Source organism: Salinispirillum sp. LH 10-3-1 (assembly GCF_030643825.1).
In the GTDB taxonomy this organism is placed as follows: Bacteria; Pseudomonadota; Gammaproteobacteria; order Pseudomonadales; family Natronospirillaceae; genus Salinispirillum.
In genome coordinates this window covers 1,312,404-1,329,867 of the sequence record NZ_CP101717.1, presented here as the reverse complement: position 1 = coordinate 1,329,867, position 17,464 = coordinate 1,312,404, and the positions used below count along the sequence as shown (strand labels likewise).

General features: G+C 54.4%; 17 protein-coding genes and 1 tRNA gene. 8 read left to right on the top strand and 10 right to left on the bottom strand.

The window, feature by feature from the left end; all coding sequences use genetic code 11:
* Positions 1-6: 6 nt before the first annotated feature.
* Complete coding sequence (locus tag NFC81_RS05900; RefSeq protein WP_304996603.1) at positions 7-2,010, top strand: TRAP transporter fused permease subunit; 2,004 nt, start codon at positions 7-9, stop codon at positions 2,008-2,010.
* 544 nt (positions 2,011-2,554) lie between these two features.
* Here the strand turns inward: NFC81_RS05900 and NFC81_RS05895 are convergent.
* From NFC81_RS05895 to NFC81_RS05870, 6 genes are all read right to left on the bottom strand, one after another.
* Positions 2,555-2,644, bottom strand: a tRNA-Ser gene (locus NFC81_RS05895).
* A gap of 110 nt (positions 2,645-2,754) precedes the next feature.
* On the bottom strand, positions 2,755-3,966 hold the full coding sequence (locus NFC81_RS05890; protein WP_304996602.1) for a branched-chain amino acid ABC transporter permease: 1,212 nt from the start codon (positions 3,964-3,966) through the stop codon (positions 2,755-2,757).
* A 12-nt stretch (positions 3,967-3,978) separates the two neighbouring features.
* Entirely contained in the window at positions 3,979-5,043 is a 1,065-nt protein-coding gene (locus tag NFC81_RS05885) for a branched-chain amino acid ABC transporter permease (protein ID WP_304996601.1), read from the bottom strand.
* A gap of 10 nt (positions 5,044-5,053) precedes the next feature.
* Positions 5,054-5,779: an ABC transporter ATP-binding protein gene (locus NFC81_RS05880; protein WP_304996600.1), complete on the bottom strand. Its 726-nt coding sequence runs from the start codon at positions 5,777-5,779 to the stop codon at positions 5,054-5,056.
* Positions 5,776-6,561, bottom strand: a complete 786-nt coding sequence (locus NFC81_RS05875; protein WP_304996599.1) for an ABC transporter ATP-binding protein — start codon at positions 6,559-6,561, stop codon at positions 5,776-5,778. Before NFC81_RS05875 ends, NFC81_RS05880 begins: the two co-directional genes overlap by 4 nt.
* A gap of 66 nt (positions 6,562-6,627) precedes the next feature.
* Positions 6,628-7,848, bottom strand: a complete 1,221-nt coding sequence (locus NFC81_RS05870) for a substrate-binding domain-containing protein (RefSeq protein WP_304996598.1) — start codon at positions 7,846-7,848, stop codon at positions 6,628-6,630.
* A gap of 148 nt (positions 7,849-7,996) precedes the next feature.
* On the opposite strand from NFC81_RS05870, the gene NFC81_RS05865 reads away from it, so the two are divergent.
* Genes NFC81_RS05865 through NFC81_RS05840 form a run of 6 tightly spaced genes read left to right on the top strand, consistent with a single transcriptional unit; the run spans position 7,997 to position 12,820 of the window.
* A complete protein-coding gene (locus tag NFC81_RS05865; RefSeq protein WP_304996597.1) occupies positions 7,997-8,662 on the top strand; it encodes a TetR/AcrR family transcriptional regulator in 666 nt (221 codons plus the stop codon).
* Positions 8,659-9,441 (top strand): enoyl-CoA hydratase/isomerase family protein, encoded by a 783-nt coding sequence (locus NFC81_RS05860; protein ID WP_304996596.1) that lies wholly within the window; start codon positions 8,659-8,661, stop codon positions 9,439-9,441. Before NFC81_RS05865 ends, NFC81_RS05860 begins: the two co-directional genes overlap by 4 nt.
* A 57-nt stretch (positions 9,442-9,498) precedes the next feature.
* Entirely contained in the window at positions 9,499-11,067 is a 1,569-nt protein-coding gene (locus tag NFC81_RS05855; RefSeq protein WP_304996595.1) for an AMP-binding protein, read from the top strand.
* Positions 11,054-11,455 (top strand): MaoC/PaaZ C-terminal domain-containing protein, encoded by a 402-nt coding sequence (locus tag NFC81_RS05850; protein WP_304996594.1) that lies wholly within the window; start codon positions 11,054-11,056, stop codon positions 11,453-11,455. The genes NFC81_RS05855 and NFC81_RS05850 overlap by 14 nt, the downstream gene beginning before the upstream one ends.
* Complete coding sequence (locus tag NFC81_RS05845; RefSeq protein WP_304996593.1) at positions 11,452-11,832, top strand: hypothetical protein; 381 nt, start codon at positions 11,452-11,454, stop codon at positions 11,830-11,832. The genes NFC81_RS05850 and NFC81_RS05845 overlap by 4 nt, the downstream gene beginning before the upstream one ends.
* Before the next feature lie 19 nt (positions 11,833-11,851).
* Positions 11,852-12,820 carry an alpha/beta hydrolase gene (locus NFC81_RS05840; protein ID WP_304996592.1) on the top strand — a complete coding sequence of 323 codons (969 nt, stop codon included), beginning with the start codon at positions 11,852-11,854 and terminating at the stop codon, positions 12,818-12,820.
* Here the strand turns inward: NFC81_RS05840 and NFC81_RS05835 are convergent.
* Positions 12,809-13,369 (bottom strand): nitroreductase family protein, encoded by a 561-nt coding sequence (locus NFC81_RS05835; protein ID WP_304996591.1) that lies wholly within the window; start codon positions 13,367-13,369, stop codon positions 12,809-12,811. The genes NFC81_RS05840 and NFC81_RS05835 overlap by 12 nt on opposite strands.
* 93 nt (positions 13,370-13,462) lie before the next feature.
* Here NFC81_RS05835 and NFC81_RS05830 point away from each other — a divergent pair, with 93 nt between their 5' ends.
* Positions 13,463-14,863, top strand: a complete 1,401-nt coding sequence (locus NFC81_RS05830; protein WP_304996590.1) for an adenylate/guanylate cyclase domain-containing protein — start codon at positions 13,463-13,465, stop codon at positions 14,861-14,863.
* Between the two features lie 78 nt (positions 14,864-14,941).
* On the opposite strand, the gene queF is transcribed toward NFC81_RS05830, so the two are convergent.
* Genes queF through NFC81_RS05815 form a run of 3 tightly spaced genes read right to left on the bottom strand, consistent with a single transcriptional unit; the run spans position 14,942 to position 17,455 of the window.
* Positions 14,942-15,763, bottom strand: a complete 822-nt coding sequence (gene queF, locus NFC81_RS05825; protein ID WP_304996589.1) for an NADPH-dependent 7-cyano-7-deazaguanine reductase QueF — start codon at positions 15,761-15,763, stop codon at positions 14,942-14,944.
* A gap of 1 nt (position 15,764) precedes the next feature.
* Entirely contained in the window at positions 15,765-16,538 is a 774-nt protein-coding gene (locus NFC81_RS05820; protein ID WP_370529895.1) for an ABC transporter permease, read from the bottom strand.
* Entirely contained in the window at positions 16,535-17,455 is a 921-nt protein-coding gene (locus tag NFC81_RS05815) for an ABC transporter ATP-binding protein (protein WP_304996588.1), read from the bottom strand. Before NFC81_RS05815 ends, NFC81_RS05820 begins: the two co-directional genes overlap by 4 nt.
* Between the last annotated feature and the right edge of the window lie 9 nt (positions 17,456-17,464).

Here is a 17,464-nt window from a genome sequence, read left to right as displayed (position 1 = left end):
AAAAACATGACCACCTCATCCGTAGTGACAGACCAGCCGGAAGCTGCTTGGCAACCCCCTGAACGCAAGGGCCCTAAGCCGATCCTTTGGCTCATCACCATCTTAGGCATTGGCCTTTCTCTGTTTCAACTCTACAGTGCTGGTATTCAGCCACTGGGACTCTTTTATCAACGCAGCATTCACCTTGCCTTGGTGATGATGCTGGCGTTCCTTATTTTTCCGCCCTTTGGTCGTCCGCGTGGCGTGATTGGATCGATCATTGACCTCGGCTTCTTTGGCGCCGCGGCCTTTTCCGGCTTCTATCTGGTGTACAACCTAGATGAAATCTTCGCCCGAGCCGGGTTTTGGAGCGAGACCGATATCATCGTCGGTTGCATTACCGCGGTTACCCTTTTAGAGGCCAGCCGCCGTGCGGTGGGCTTGGGACTCACCATCATTGGTGCAGTGGCAATTATTTACGCCCTGTCTGGCGCACGTGGCAGTTTGCCGTGGCTGGGTGAGTGGTTACCGGGTATCTTGAATCACCGCGGGTATTCGCTCGAACGTGTCGCGGCGCAGCTCTATCTTGGCCAAGAAGGCATCTTTGGCCTGCCACTCGGTGTGGCCGCGACCTTTGTCTTTATCTTTGTGTTGTTTGGCGCCATGTTGGAAGTCACCGGCGCGGGCAAGTTCTTTATCGATGTCGCCTTTGCAGCAACCGGACGTCAACGTGGCGGCCCGGCTAAAGCGGCAGTATTGGCGTCCGCCAGCATGGGGTCGATCTCTGGTAGTTCCATTGCCAACGTGGTGACCACCGGTGCGTTCACCATCCCGCTGATGAAGAAGCTGGGTTACAAACCGGCACAAGCCGGTGGCATCGAAGCCGCCTCCAGTACCGGTGGGCAAATCATGCCGCCATTGATGGGCGCCGGCGCCTTCTTAATTGCTGAATACACCCGCTTGCCTTATTTGGAAATCGTTAAGGTCTCTATTTTCCCGGCACTGCTGTACTTTGCGACCGTTTATCTCTTTGTCCACATCATCGCCATCAAACAAGGCATGACCGGCTTGCCACAAAGCCAACTGCCCGTGATGCGTGAGGTATTGATGCGCGGCTGGTTCTTCCTCGCCCCACTGATTCTGCTGGTATTCTTGCTGGTCATGGGGCTTTCGCCGATGCGGGTTGGCTTCTATGCCGTCAGCGGCATCATCGTAGTAGCTGGACTGAACGGCTTGTGGTTAGCCGTTCGGCGCGGCCAAGAAAACGGTGCCCTCGCTAAAGAGGTCACCGCTGCCATTAAGTTGGGCTTTATCCGCTTGATGCAGGGCTTGGAGCTGGGGGCGCGCAATGCCGTTGCCGTGAGTATTGCCTGTGGTGTCGCCGGTATTGTGGTTGCCGTAGTCGGTCTGACCGGGTTGGGATTGAAGTTCTCATCCATGATGATTGCCTTCTCGGGTGGCAATATTTTGCTTGCTCTGCTGTTGGTCATCATCGCCAGCTTGATTCTCGGCTTGGGCTTACCAGTGACGGCCAGCTACATCGTACTGATTGTATTGGTCGGCCCTGCCCTGACGAATGAATTTGGTATTCCGTTGTTGGTGGCACACCTGCTGGTGTTCTGGTACTCGCAAGACTCCAACGTCACACCGCCGGTGGCACTCGCCGCCTTTGCGGCGGCGGCGATAGCGGGCAGTAAGACGATGGAAACCAGTGTGCAGTCTTGGAAGTTCGCCAAGGGGTTGTACTTGATTCCGTTGTTTATGGTGTTTAACCCGGAGATCATCACCGGTGGCCCGTTACCGGTATTGCTGTGGAATGGGTTCTTGATCATCACGGCGTTGGTGGCTTTCGCTGCGGCGATTGAGGGATTCTTGTTTACGTGGATGAAGCCGTGGATGCGGGCAATTTTGGCGTTGTCAGTAATTGGGGTGTTTTACCCCTCGATGACGGCAGAGATTGCCGCTGTGGCGGTCATGTTGCTGTTGCTGCTGGTGAATTTTGTGCAGTATCGCCGCGTGGGGGTTGCTTAGTCTTTCTCTGGTACCCAGGGAGCAGGCTCTCGGGGTATACCTACGGCGCTTCACAGCAGGACGAGAAGAGCGAAGCGTCATCCGCCGCCTAGGGCGCAGCTAAAAACGTTACGAGCGACGGACTGGCAAGGCAAAATCGAATTCAGAAGCGGAGCCTACTTCCTGTAGGTGAGCATTTTGAATTCGATTTTAACGCCGCCAGCACGAGCGCAGTAGTTTTTAGGTGTGGCCTGCGCGATTGGTCGAACCGGAGGGTTCTTTCCACGCCCTACGGAATATCCAAACTGGCAACTGCTCCTGCGTTGCCAGCATACCGGCCATCCATGGCCATAAAAAAAGGGCTGCCTTTTGCGAGGCAAAGAACTAAGACTGGGGACGGTCGGGATTGACCAAGAAAAATGCGCTTGCATTTTTCTTGCCCTACGGGCGCACCTTGGTGCGGTCTCAATCGCTGGCGCGATTGGTCGAACCGGGGGTTCTTTCCACGCCCTCCGGGATATCCACAAAAAAGGGCTGCCTTTTGGGCAGCCCTTTTTTGTGGATATGGCGGTGAGGGAGGGATTCGAACCCTCGATGAGATTTCTCCCATACACACTTTCCAGGCGTGCTCCTTCAGCCACTCGGACACCTCACCGGGTGATTCGTTGCTTTAGCACAGAATCGGGCGAGGACTTTACTGGAAGCCTCCCCGAATTGCAACGACAACGAGCCTTTTTCGTGTTAAATCAGGTGTTTAGCACCGGCTCATTCAACGGTTTTTTCTTGCAGATCAGTTGCAGCTGAACTGTCTTTCTCTTCTTCTGCCATCTGGCGGCGTTCGGCACGCAGGCGAAGTTGCCCGACGATACCGGATGGGAAGAAGTACACACTGACCACAAACAGCAGGCCGAACCAGAGCAGCCAGTGTTCGGGCGCGATCAGTTTGCCTAGGAAGCCGCCTACAGCTACCTGATCGCCAATGGCGGACAGTACGTCTTGCAGGTAGTTCTGCGCCAGTATAAACACAACGGCACCGATGACAGCACCGTAAAGGGTCCCCATTCCGCCTAATACGCACATCAGCAGGATAAACACCATGAGTTCAAAGTTCAGGGTATTCTCCGGGTTAACGTAGCGATTGAACAAGGCAAACAAGCAACCAGCCAAGGTAGCCAGTGCCGCTGACAAGATCACCACTGCGGTGCGGTAGTACACGGTTTTGTAGCCCAATGCCTGCGCGCGAAACTCATTCTCACGAATGGCTTGCAGTACGCGACCGAACGGCGAGTTTACCAAGCGCAATAGGAAGAGAAACACCAGGGTCGCCACTGCCACCAGCACGTAGTACATCAATACCCGTCCGTTGACGTTGACGTTGAAAAACGCTTCTCGGAAACCGTCGGCAAGGTTCCACGGCTGGGTCACCAACACCTTTAAGAAGGCCAGAATGTTAAATCCGGTCAGGGGACCATCCAGCGGCCGATACGCGGGACCTAGTTCGCGCGGTACACGCACACGAAGGCCATCTTCACCACCGGTCACATGGTATAACTGGGTCACCAAGCTGAGAAAGGCGAAGGCCACCGCCAAGGTTACCAGCGCGAAAAAGATCGCTTTTACCCGTAAGGACAACAACCCCAACACCAAAGACAAGACGATACTGACGACCAAGGCACCAGCAATACCTATGAAGATGGCGCCAAAGCCCGTGCCAACGTGCCCCAGTGCCAAGGCAATGCCGTAGGAGCCAATGCCAAAGAACATGGTATGAGCAAAGGACACAATGTGGGTATAGCCCAACATCAAATCATAGGACGCTACCACGATGATGAAGATACAGATCATACCCAGCGTGGCAAACGCGCGGGTACCCGGAAACAGGAAGGGCCCAAGCGCCAACGATATGGCGATCAATATCAGTGCTGCTGTCAGGATGCGACTGCGTGGAAAATCACCCGAAAATACTGCGTTCAACATAATACCGCCTCCTTAAACCTTGATGACTGGTATGAGCCCTTGCGGACGCCACATCAGCACACCGACCATCAAGCCAACGGTTGCCACCGCCGCCAAGCGCGGCTCCAAGTACCCGACATACAGGTTAATCAAGCCCACCAAAAGCGCTCCATAGAAGCAACCGCGTACCGAACCCAGCCCCCCAAGAATGATGATGACGATGACCGAAATCATCAGCTCTTCGCCCATGTGTGCGGTGATGATTTCGCGGTACATGGCCCACATCGCGCCACCCATTCCGGCCAGTGCTGAGCCGGCAATAAAGACGCCGAGAAACAGCAATCCAATCCGATAGCCTTGGATCTCCACCATTTCGCGGCTTTCTACGCCAGCACGAATCAAAATACCGAGTCGGGTACGCTCAATGGTCCACACCATGGCACCGTAAACGGCCAGGCCAAGTGTCAGAGCGATCAAACGATATTTTTCCAACACCAGCCCACCGATCAGCGGAATGGCGTCCGGTACAATAAAGGCACCGCGCAGCCCCGAAGGCCGAGGCACCGGAATTTCGTTCGCCCCCCACACCACTTCGATCAACTGAATCAAAACGATGGAGCCCCCCACGGTGACCAGTATTTGTTTCAGGTGATCACCGTAAACAGGCTTAATAACCAGCAATTCAAATGCCCAGCCAACCAGCCCTGCCACCAGCAAAGCCAACACCAGTGCCGGTATGACCGCCATCATATTGATCGCCAGCGAGGCTGGGCCGGTATAACCGGTAAGCCAGGTGGTGAGCACGGTGGCACCGACAAAGGCACCCAAAGAAATAAATGCGCCGTGGGCAAGGTTAAGGACACTCATCAGGCCGAACGTTAAGGTCATACCTGAGGCCATCAAGAACAACATAGCACCCATTGCCATACCGCTGATGGTCAGGGTTAACCAGGTCGCTGGGTCCATCAGCAACAGCGCGATAAACACCATGCCGCCTAAAATCAGCCAATGTGGGCGTTCGTCCCGCAGGTAACGGATTTTCTCACGCCCCTGCGTTAATCCGCTGACCAGTCGGAGTCGAGCTTCTTGCGTAGACATACCTTACCCCTTATTGATGCGCTGCCAGGCCAAGGCCAAGCAGTTCGTGTTGTAGGTCTTCATCGGCGGCAAGGTCGGCCATGGAACCCTGATGAACCACGCGGCCATCGTCCATCACCGCAACTGACTCACCGAGACGACGCGAGAAATTAAAGTTTTGTTCCACCAATAGAATCGACACCTGCTGCGCTTTCAGTTGCTCAAAAGCCACTGCGAGATCATCGATGATGGCAGGCGCCAAGCCTTTGGTGGGCTCGTCCACCAAGATCAGGTCGCGTGGCTCGATCAAGGCACGCGCTATCGCCAACATCTGTTTTTGACCGCCTGACAGGTTGCCTGCGGCCTTCTGCCAGAATCGATCCAACGGCGGAAAGAGATCAAATATCCAACCCAAGCGGTCCTGATCCAGCGTGCCGCTGGTCGCCGCCAACAGCATGTTCTCCCGCACGGTTAATTGGCTGAAGATACCCATGTTCTCGGGTACAAAGGCGATGTTCTTACGCGCTATTTTGGGCGTCGATAAATGTGTGATGGGTTGATCACGAAACAGAACCTCGCCCTTGGGCACCTTGGTGCGGCCCATGATCGTGCGCAAAGTGGTGCTTTTCCCGGCGCCGTTACGACCCAGCAATACGGCCAGCTCACCGGTACGCACCTGCAGATCAACACCATGCAGAATGTGGTACTGGTCGATGTCGGCGTGCACGTTTTTCAGTTCTAGAATGTAATCACTCATGCTTCGACCTCCGCGTCGCTGGGCGCGGACGTCCCAAGGTAAGCTTCTTGCACCACGGACGACGCAATGATTTCAGCGGGCTCGCCATCGGCGACCATTTGTCCGTTGTGCAACACGATGATGCGGTCGGATAACGAACGTACGATGTCCATCTTGTGCTCTACCAACAGGATGACTTTGTCAGTCTGCTGTTTCAGATTGGCGATCAAGTCCAAAATTACCGGTACTTCGTCCACACTCATGCCGGCCGTCGGCTCATCAAACATAAAGACTTTGGGTTCTAAGGCCATCAACAAAGCGACTTCGAGCTTCCGTTGGTCACCGTGCGGCAAATTCCCCACCATCATGGTGGCTTTGTGCGCCAGGTTCACGCGCGACAAATAGTCATGCGCCAATTCGGTCAAATCAGTGCGAGACGCGGCGCGTTGCCAGAATATATGACCAATCTTGTGGCGTGCCGCGACGGCCAATCGGACATTTTCAAGTGCCGACAAATTAGGAAACAGGTTGGTTAGCTGAAACGCCCGTCCTAGCCCGCGATCAGAGCGTGCTTCGGCGGAAAGCCCTGCAAGGTCTTCGCCGGACAAAATGACTTGCCCGGAGGTGGCCTGCAGTTGTCCGGAGATCAGGTTGAACAAGGTGGTTTTACCGGCACCGTTCGGACCAATAATGGTGGTCAAGGAGCCAGCATGGAATGCACAGGAAACCGCATCAACCGCAACATGACCACCGAATTTAATGGTCAGGTCGCGTGTTTCCAATACGGGGGCTGTTTTTGTCATGGTTGTCTGCCCAATCGTTTGGTGGTGGATAATGGGGCAGCCCACGCCACCCCTTTTGGCCTTAAATTAGCGATTCATGATCGGGATAGTCATCTCTTCCAACTCGACCACCCGCACCAGTTCGGGCACACCGGCCGTTACCGTGCGGTTGTTGAACCAGTCACTGCGCTCTTGTGGCACTGTGGTGAAGTGGTACATGGCCTGCAAAGCTTGATGATCGTCCGCCCGAATGTGGATTCGACCCTTTGGTGAATCGAACTCCAGGCCTTTAAAGGCTGTAATGAGGTCTTCGGTGTCGGTCGAACCACCGGCCTTACGCACCGCAGCAGAAATGGCCATCGCCTGAGCAAAACCTTGCGCTGTGAAGAAATCCGGAGCGGAGTTGTGACGCTCGAAGTGCTGCGCCACGAACCAATCATTGATCTCGTTCTGCGGCAGTTCGTAGTAGTAGTACGTCGCACCCTGCATACCAGGGAAATCGGCGTAGCTCACCAAGGCAGGCAGAATGTTACCACCCGTCGTCAACTGAATACCGTGCCGCTCAGGCTGCAAGTCCTGAATTCGCGCCAAGGGGTTAGCCGCACCGGCCCAAATAGAGAAGATGTATTTACCCTCAGCGCAGTCGGTGCGGTTACGCAGCGCGTTGAACAAACGTTGCGATGCAGCAGTGAAGTCGGTCGCGTCGGTCGGTAGGTACTCTTCATGAACCACGCTGCCACCGGTCGCATTCACGGCATTTTTATAAGCAGCTACGCCATCACGGCCAAACGCGTAATCTTGCGCAATGGTCGCAATGCAGACGCCAGGCTTACTGACAGCGACGGCGTTGGAAATAGCATCTTGCGTTGAGTTACGACCCACACGCACCACATACCGATTCCATTCAGAACCGGTGATCGCATCCGCTACACCTTCCGGCATCATGATGCGCTCGTACTCTTCTGCGATGGGCAACATGGCCAAGGCCACACCCGACGCGACTGAGCCCACAACAATATGCGCGTCGTCTTCAGCGTAGGCTTCTTCCGCTAGAGCCCGAGCACGAGCCGGGTCCGTCTGATCGTCCTTACGAATGATGGTAACGGCACGACCATCAATAGACATGGTGCCATCAGTGGCGTATTCGAATCCCATCTGCATACCAACATGCAGTTGCTCGGCATAGGCTGCCAATGGGCCGGAAAAACCGGTAACGTGGGCAATACGGATAGAGTCTGAGGCGAGGGCTGATGCACTGAAGGCCAGTGCTCCTGTGCCGACGGCCATAGCGTTGAGAAGACGCTTCATTGTGCTTTCTCCTGGATGGGTCAATGTTATTGTTGTTTATGGTTCGGCGTCGCTGCACTTTGCTTGACAGAACTACGGCAGCGCCTTAACCTTTATGAATAATGATTCATGTTTCATAAAAATACAACCACGGAAATCGGTTTTCCTTATGACATCAACAAAATTAAGCGCTCGGGCCAGCGAGCGCCCGACCAAAGATCCTAAAGTGCCGCGCAAGCCTAAAACTGCTCGCGGGCAACGCACACGGTTGCGTATTCTCGCGGCGGCCGAAGAGTGCTTTGGCACCCTGGGTTACCATCAGGCCGGCATCAGCGACATCACCCGAGTGGCTGGTGTAGCACTGGGTTCTTTTTACTCCTATTTCGAAGGAAAAGAAGAAGCTATGCGCGAACTCATCAAGGAAATGGGCCACAACCTGCGTGCGCACCTTGCGCAGAGTGTAGAGGGCGCTACCGATAGAATCGACGCCGAAACCCGCGGTCTGCGGGCATTTCTTGAATATGTGCAAAGCAACCCGTGGATGTACCGCGTACTGCAGGAAGTTCAGTTCGTCGACGAAGACATTTACCGTGAATACTATGAAACCTTCAGTGAGGCGTACGGCAATATGTTAGCCGAAGCCACTCAGGCAGGAGAGCTTCGCCCCGGCAACAACCAGATCAGAAACTGGGCCTTAATGGGTATGTCGCACTTTCTCGGTATGCGCTTCGGCCTGTGGAAAGACGATGTACCCATGGATGAAATTGTCGCCACCATGGCCGATTTACTGCGCCACGGATTGGCCAACCCAGACGACCGCCAACACGGATCATGACGAACTTGGTGCGCATCACCTACGAAACCATGCCCTGCCTGCAGGGCCAGTGCACGGTGGCAACGTTAACACTGAACCGCCCAGAGCGCGCTAACGCATTGGTGCCCGAACTGGTTCACCAATTACTGCACGCGTTAGAGGACGTACGCGACCAGACCCCGGATGTACTCGTGTTGCAGGCCGCCGGAAAGACCTTCTCGACCGGCGGCGACGTTACAGCCTTTTATCAGCAACCCAACGCGGTGCGCGCAGAGTATGCGTCTGCTCTGGTCGGCAGTCTGCACGATGCCATTTTGGCCTTAACACAATTACCCTGCCCCACGGTGGCAAAAGTCCACGGACTGGTCACCGGTGGCAGTTTGGGGTTGGTACTGGCGTGCGACGTGGTGATCGGCACCTGGGAAGCGCAGTTTGCGCCTTGGTATGCCCGCGTGGGTTTTGCCCCCGACGGCGGATGGACAGCCCTGCTGCCAGAGCGCATCGGTCGCACACGTTCTTTAGATCTGCTGCTGACCAACCGCACCTTGGCGGCTGAAGAAGCACACCATTTGGGGCTTTTAACCTACCTGGTTTCAGCCACCGAGCTGACCGAAGCCACCCATGAAGTCGTGCAACAAATCACCACCGGTTACCGCAGCAGCCACCGCCACACATTGACCTTGATGCGCCCTGAGCCCATCCAGTTGGCGGCCAAACTGCGCGCCGAGCAACACCTGTTTTGCCAACAAATTATGACGCCGGACGCCGACCACGGTATGGCCGCTTTTTTAACGACATGAACGCCGCGACCTAAAGCACAGCGCACAACAAGTCGACCCACGGAGACGGAGGATAGGATGGAGATGTTTGACCTGCTGGCCCAGCGTGCCCGCGTATCACCCACTCATTTGGCCGTGGAAGACTTGGGCACCGGGCGTACCTTTACGTACACAGAACTGAACCGCGAAGCCGCGGCGTTCGCGACTGCTGCGCTGACCGATTGGGGATTGTCAGCGGGTGATCGTATTGCTTATCTGGGCCACAGCCGAGCGGAATTTTTCGCTTTCTTATTTGGCTGTGCGAAAGCCGGCTTGGTCCTGGTGCCCCTCAATTGGCGCCTGGCCCCACCCGAACTCGAGGTTTTGCTGCACGATTGCGCACCACAAGCCTTAGTTTACACCGCCGCCTTTTCCGCTACCGTGCACACTCTGGCGGCGGCGCACCCGACCATGACATTGGTAGCTCTAGACGCCACCGATGAAGATGCCGAGCAACTGGCACAGCTTGCGCCAGCAAGCCTTACCGCCAATCGATTCACGCGCAGCTATCAAGCGGATCTCAACGCGGTTGAGCCGGACGTAAGTGCCTACCCACCGCGCGACCCAGATGCACCGTGGTATTTGCTCTACACCTCTGGCACCACGGGACGCCCCAAGGGCGTCATCCAGACCTTCCGCATGATGCTGGCGAATTATTTCAATATTGGCTTGTCGGTCGCACTGACCCGAGAAGACGTATTGCTCAACGTCTTGCCGCTGTTCCATACCGGAGGCATCAACCTGTTCTCGACGGGCGTGCTGCTGGTGGGTGGAACCGTGTTGATCGCGCCATCCTTCGAGCCTGACCAAGCCATTGAGGTATTGTCTACCCGCGCCACGCTGTTTTTTGGCGTACCTGCGGTGTACCAAACGTTATTGGAACACCCTGACTTTTCCGGCGAAAAAGTATCGGCCGTGCGCTCTTGGAGCTGCGGCGGTGCAGCGCTTGCCTTGCCCGTCGCCCAACGATTTGTTGATATGGGCATTCAGGTACGTACAGGTTTCGGCATGACCGAAACAGGACCGGCGGTGTTTCTATTAGAGGCCGACCGCGTACTCGATAAAATTGGCTCCGTCGGCGTACCCCAATTGCTGGCTGAAGTGCGCTTGGTAGACCCCTCCGGTAACGACATTCTTGACCAGCGAGCGGGTGAAATGCTGGTGCGCGGCCCAGGCATTACACCCGGCTATTGGCGCCAGCCCGATGCCACACAGCAAGCCATTGATGCTGATGGTTGGCTGAGAACCGGCGATATTGCCCGCCGCGACAGCGACGGATATTACTACATTGTTGATCGCTGCAAAGACATGTTCATTTCCGGCGGCGAAAACGTGTATCCAGCCGAGGTCGAGCAAGTACTGCTGCATCATCCTGACATCAAAGAAGCCGCCGTCATCGGCGTCAGGGACGAGCGCTGGGGCGAAGTGGGCCGAGCTTTCGTGGTGTGTCATAGCGACTTAGCGCCCGAACCCGAAGCCATCAAACAATACTGTCGACAACACCTTGCCGGATACAAAATCCCGCATTCTATTGCCATTGTGCCGACGCTGCCGCGCAACGCGCTGGGCAAGATTACCAAACAGGAGTTACGCGATGCTACCGTTTGACACGCCCATCACTCACACCGTGACAACCCGTTTGTCGCAGGCTGACTTTGACCAATTCGCGCGCCTCAGCGGTGACGACAACCCCATTCATGTTGATCCGATATTTGCTGCGTCTACCGTGTTTGGCGCCACGGTCTCGCACGGCATGCTGCTGTTCAGCTTGGTGCGGGGCGTTGTACAGCAGCACTTTCCAAACTCCAGGTTGCGGCATCAAGACTTGATGTTCGCCAACCCGGCTTACGCCGATGAAACGCTGACCATTCAATTGCGTTCGATGCCTGCAACACCGTCTTCGCTGACGCTCAACACCGAAATTCGCAAGGCCAATGGCACCCTGTGCCTTGAAGGCCAATGCACGCTCACCCTGCCAACGGAGGATCTGGCATGACCGTGACCGACCGCCTATTCAACACCCTCTCTGTGGGTCAGCAAGCCCAGGTTACGCGCACCTTCACCGCCGCCGATGTGTTGTCGTGGCAAGCCATTGCCAAAGCCAACGGGCCAACACAACAAGTACCTGAGCCACTGATTGCCGGACTGTTTTCTTACTTGCTTGGGGTCAAGTTGCCCGGCAGCGGAACCATGTACCTCAAACAGGACATGACATTTGAGATGGCGGCACAAGTCGACACGCCGCTTGAGGCCGTGGTCACCATTCAACGACTGCGCAAAGACAAGTCGTTAGTGAACTTGGATACCCAGTGCACGGACCATCTTGGTCGGCTGGTTTGCCACGGCCACGCCTTAGTGATGTATAGACTCTGATGACCCACAGGGAAGTATTATGACAACCGCATTAAATACCCAACTAGCCGACTGGCTGGACAAATTAAACCGCATTACCCGCCAGCAGCGGTCTGCGGGCTCAGAACCTACGCCCATCAGTGCTCGCGAAGGTCTTGCCAACATGACATCGACCTTGGTGACGCGCAAGCCTGTACTCCCATGGATTGCTGACGCTTTGGTCCAGGGCGATGATTACGCCGTACCCGTGCGTATTTACGACCCGGACCCCACGATCGCCAAGCCGGTGTGTATTTATATTCATGGCGGCGGTCATATTGCGGGCGGCGTCAGCGTTTACGATCCTATATGCCGTAAACTGGCGGCCAGCAGCCATCAACTGGTGGTGTCGGTTGAGTATCGCCTAGCGCCAGAATGCCCTTACCCCAGTGGCCTGAACGACTGCCGCACTGTCGTCATGCACCTATGGGATACCCTGGATCGCTTACAGCGTCACGTTATTCGAGAGCTGACGGTAGTGGGTGATTCGGGTGGAGGCGCCTTGACAGCCACCTTGAGTGCTCAATTGCAGGACGCTCCGGAGCGGTTGATAGACCGGCAGATATTGATCTACCCCAATTTGGACTACACCTTAAACCATGCGTCGATAGACGACCTGGCCGAAGGGTACATGTTGGAGAAACGTCGCATTCAGTGGTACTACGAACTGTATTTTCAGCATCAAGAAGATCGGCGTGCAGTATCACCGCTGAACATGCCCGTCACCAGCCGACTGCCTGAAACGCTCATCATTACTGCAGGCTACTGCCCACTCAAAGACGAGGCCATAGCTTATCTGGCGCAACTTGAAGCGCACGGTGTGGCGAGCCAACACCTGCACTTTCCTGACTTACTGCATGCTTTCTTAAATATGGAAGACCTGATCAAAAATGACTGCAAGCAGGCCTACGATGCTATGGCTCGATTTATGAACTCAAATCAAGCGATACGAGAGGCATCAAAAGGTTGATACCCTCTCGTCCCACAGCACGTCGGCGCGCTTCTTAGGTTCTTTCACTGCGGTGCCAACGTACAGAAAGCCGATCAGATGGTCTTGCGATGACAGGCCAAACGCACGCTTAACGATACCACTGTAGGCCATCGCGCCGGTGCGCCACATACTGCCGTAGCCTAACGCATCAATGGCTACCTGCATCAATGAAACCGCCGCCGCGGTTGAAGCCACCTGCTCGATTTCGGGCACCTTGCCATGACTCTTAACGCGGCACCCAACTACAATAATCAGCGGCGCTCGCATCGGTTTAAGGCGAATCTTTTCCAACTGCTCAGCCGTCACCTCGGTGTCTTCAGCCATGGCAGCCTGCGCCAATAAATCACCCAAACGCTTTAGTCCTTCGCCCGATACAACGGTGAGTCGAGCTGGGCGTAAATAAGCATGGTCGGGCGCCAACAAACCCGCATGCAGAATCTGCTTCAATTCTTCTTCCGATGGGCCCGGCTCGGCTAGTTTTGCCATAGAGGAGCGCGTCAATAGTTGTTGTAGCGTCGATGTTGTCATTCACTCATTCTCATTTGCTCGATATGGTTCTGTCAGTGCAACCCCTGTGGTATAAAAGCAGCTTAGTCACAGCGATGCAAATCTCAGTATTTTATGTCAACCAACACCCTTCCCAATAAGCCGGAGCATTCAGACGTCAATACCGTTTTTTTGCCCACAACTCAGGAACTGAATGTTCGCTTACTGGCTTACTTAACCTTTGCAGCCACCATGGGCGCAGGTATTCTAACTGAGTTTTTTGACGCTTTTTGGGCCGTAGTGGTAGTGGCATTGGTCGCCTACCCCATTGCCAGTCACATTCTTACTACACCGCTGCGTGTCCGTTTTCCGAATGCTACCCGCTCCATCATCATCGTGCTCGACGCTGCCCTTTTTGGCGTGGTTATTGTGGCCTTTGGTTTGACGCCAATGCTGACCATGCTATTGGTCATCCTGGCGTGTGCGGCTTTCATCGTCGCCGGTCGCATCAGTACGTTCTCGACCGCTGTATTATTTATGGCCTTGGCCGGGGCAGGTGCTTGGTATTATTTTCCGGAACTGATTGACCGAACGCCGGACGACGCAATGATTTACGTCTGTGGCGCTTTTCTAGGCATTTATGTGTTGGTCAGCGCTTATTACATGATCATGCTGGCGAAGACCCTACAAACCACCCAAATCGCCATCAGCGAGCAAACTGAATCCTACAAAAACATTTCGCGCAAGCTGGCCAAGTACATTGCACCGCAAGTTTGGCAAACCATTTTCTCAGGTAAAAAAGACGTGCGTTTGGAAACTTCCCGCAAACGCTTGGTGGTGTTCTTCTCCGACATTCAAGGATTTACCGAGCTTTCGGAGCAAATGGAGCCCGAAAACCTGACGCAAATCATCAACCAGTATTTCGAAGAAATGACCCGCATCACCATTAACCACGGCGGCACCATCGATAAATTCATTGGTGACAGTATCATGGTGTTTTTTGGTGACCCAGACACTCAGGGCACGCAAAAAGACGCACAGGCGTGCGTGATGATGGCGTTGGAAATGCGCAAAAAAATGACCGAGTTACGGCGCCGTTGGAAGTTGCAAGGCATTGATAACGAACTTAACATCCGCATGGGCATCAATACCGGCTTCTGCACGGTCGGCAATTTCGGTGCGGAAAGCCGGATGGATTACACCATCATCGGGAAGGAAGTGAACCTAGCGAGCCGCTTAGAAAACAGTGCCGGGCCGAATGAGATCCTGATCAGCAGCAGCACCTTCGAATTTGTTAAACAAATTGCCTCCTGTCGCCCGAAAGGCGAAATTCGCGCCAAAGGCTTTGCCCGCCCGGTGACCGTTTATGAAGTGGTGGGGCTGCGCCGTGACCTCGGCGAAAAATCGACCTTCACCGACATCGATGTCGAAGGTTTTAACATGCAGTTAGATTTGGAAAAGCTGCGCCACTACGACCGCGAGAAAATCCTCACGGCCTTAGTGAAGGCGCACAAACACATCAAGTCAGCGCCGTAGAAAAGTGCACTTAAAAACATCAGAGGCGAAAAGCTGACTAGGTAAAGAACGCCAGATTGAGAAAAAGATGTTTTTAAGCTATTGCCGCGCCAGTCGCCCCATATCCGGTCTGTGCTCATGCAAACTCCGGCACGGGTTAATATCCAAACCGCCACGCCGCACGTATTTCGCCGTCACGGTCAGCTGATCGAAAGTACCCAAGGCCAAAATATCCATAAACACGCGCTCGACACAGTGCTCATGAAACTCCGTGTGCGAACGGAAAGAACAGATGTACTTCAGCAGAGCCTCGTGACTCAGTGCAGGCCCGGCGTACGCAATGAACAAGGTTCCCCAGTCAGGCTGACCTGTCACCGGACAGTTGGAGCGCAGCAAATGACTATAGACCATTTCTTCGCGGTATTCGTCGGTGTTGACTTGCAGTAAAGAGGAATCGACTTCGTAGTCGTCTATGGCGATATCCTGAGTATCCAGCAGCACTGCCGCTTCTTTGTCCAACAGCGCCGCTTGCTGATAGTCATCCACATTAAGCAGACGCACCGACACCGGCCCACCGCTGACGCGACTGAGATCCTGCACCAACAAATTATGCAGCTCTTCTGTTCCCGACAGCCGCGTCATATTAAAAGAATTCAAATACAACTTGAGCGACTTAGACTCGATGATGTTCGGCGACTGCGCGGGCAATTCAATAATCGCCATCCCGACCTGCGGCAAGCCTTTGTCGTTCAGCCACGACAGTTCATACGCATTCCATAGATCAAAGCCATAATAAGGCCAATCGGTCAAACCAAAAGCCTGCCGGTTATCGGCTCGCGGTACTGGAAAGAGCACGCTCGGCTCGTACTCTTGCGGGTAGTCGACCTCGCGCCCCAACGCACTGTTTTTTAGATCCGCCATATCAGCTCTTCAACCCCTTACCTCGACCCAGCAACCACATCGCCCAGGTCACTAACAACACCGTGAACACCACCACCATGGTGAAGGCAATCCACACATCAATATCACTCACACCCAGAACGCCGTAACGGAAGGCATTGACCATATACAAGATGGGATTGAACTTACTCACCCATTGCCAAAACTCCGGTAACAGATCTATGGAGTAGAAGACCCCACCCAGATAGGTCAGCGGCGTCAGTATGAAGGTGGGCACAATGGCAATGTCGTCAAACTTGGTGGCGAACATAGCGTTAATAAAACCACCCACTGAAAACAGAATGGAGGTCATGATGATCACACTGACCACCACAAACAGGTTGTGTACCGCCAAACTGGTGAAGGCCAACGACAGCAACGTAACAATGATACCCACCATAATACCGCGCGCCATCCCCCCGGCGACAAACCCGGCCAGAATGACGTAGTTAGGTACGGGAGCGACTAGGATCTCTTCCACACTGCGTTGGAACTTGTTGCTGAAAAACGACGAGCTGACGTTGCCGTAAGACGTGGTGATGATCGACATCATGATCAACCCTGGCACGATGAAGGACATGTAGTCGTAGCCGCCCATCTCGCCAATGCGGCTGCCGATCAAGTTCCCGAAAATAACAAAATACAGCACCATGGTCATGGCAGGAGGCAACAACGTCTGTTGCCAGATGCGCATGAAGCGCTTCACTTCTTTATAAACGATGGCGTTAAAGGCAATCAGGTAGGGTATACGAATCACAGGGCATCTCCTTGCACGATATCGACGAACAGCTCTTCCAATCGATTGGTTTTCGGACGCACGCTGTTGACTTGAATGCCTGCCTGCTCAAACAACGCAAACACTTGATTCAGGCTTTCACTGCGCAAAATTTGAAATTCCAGAGTATGGTCATCGGTTTGCATCAAACCGAATTGATCGGGCAATTCAACACCATTAAGCGTACTGCCCAATTCAGCCACAAAGGATGCCTTATTCATTTGGCGCAATAAGTCTTTCACTGTGGTGTTGGCAATGATCTCACCGCGATTAATGATGGCGATGTTACGACACAGACTCTCTGCTTCTTCCAAATAGTGCGTGGTCAGAATGATGGTCGTGCCTTCGGCGTTGATGCGGCGCAGAAACTCCCACATGGTGCGGCGGATCTCGATGTCTACCCCGGCTGTTGGTTCGTCCAGAATCAACAGTTCCGGCTCGTGGATCAACGCCCGCGCAATCATCAGGCGGCGTTTCATACCACCCGACAGCATCCGCCCTTGCACATCACGCTTGTCCCACAGCTCGAGTTGGCGCAGGTACTTTTCAACATTCTTCTTGGCCAAAGCACGCGGCATGCCGTAGTAACCAGCCTGCTGCATCAGAATGTCCCACACCTTCTCAAAGGTGTTGAAGTTGAACTCCTGCGGAACCACACCGAGTTTCTTCTTGACCTCTTCCGGTGCTGCATCCTGATCAATACCACACACATGGACGCTGCCTGCGGTTTTATTCACCAAGGCTGACACAATGCCCAGCGTAGTGGATTTACCCGCCCCATTGGGGCCCAGCAAAGCAAAGAAGTCGCCGGATTTCACCGACAGATCAATGCCCTTCAAGGCTTCAAAACCGTTCCCGTAGACTTTGGTGAGTCCACGAATCTCTAATGCGTTTGTCATAAATACCTG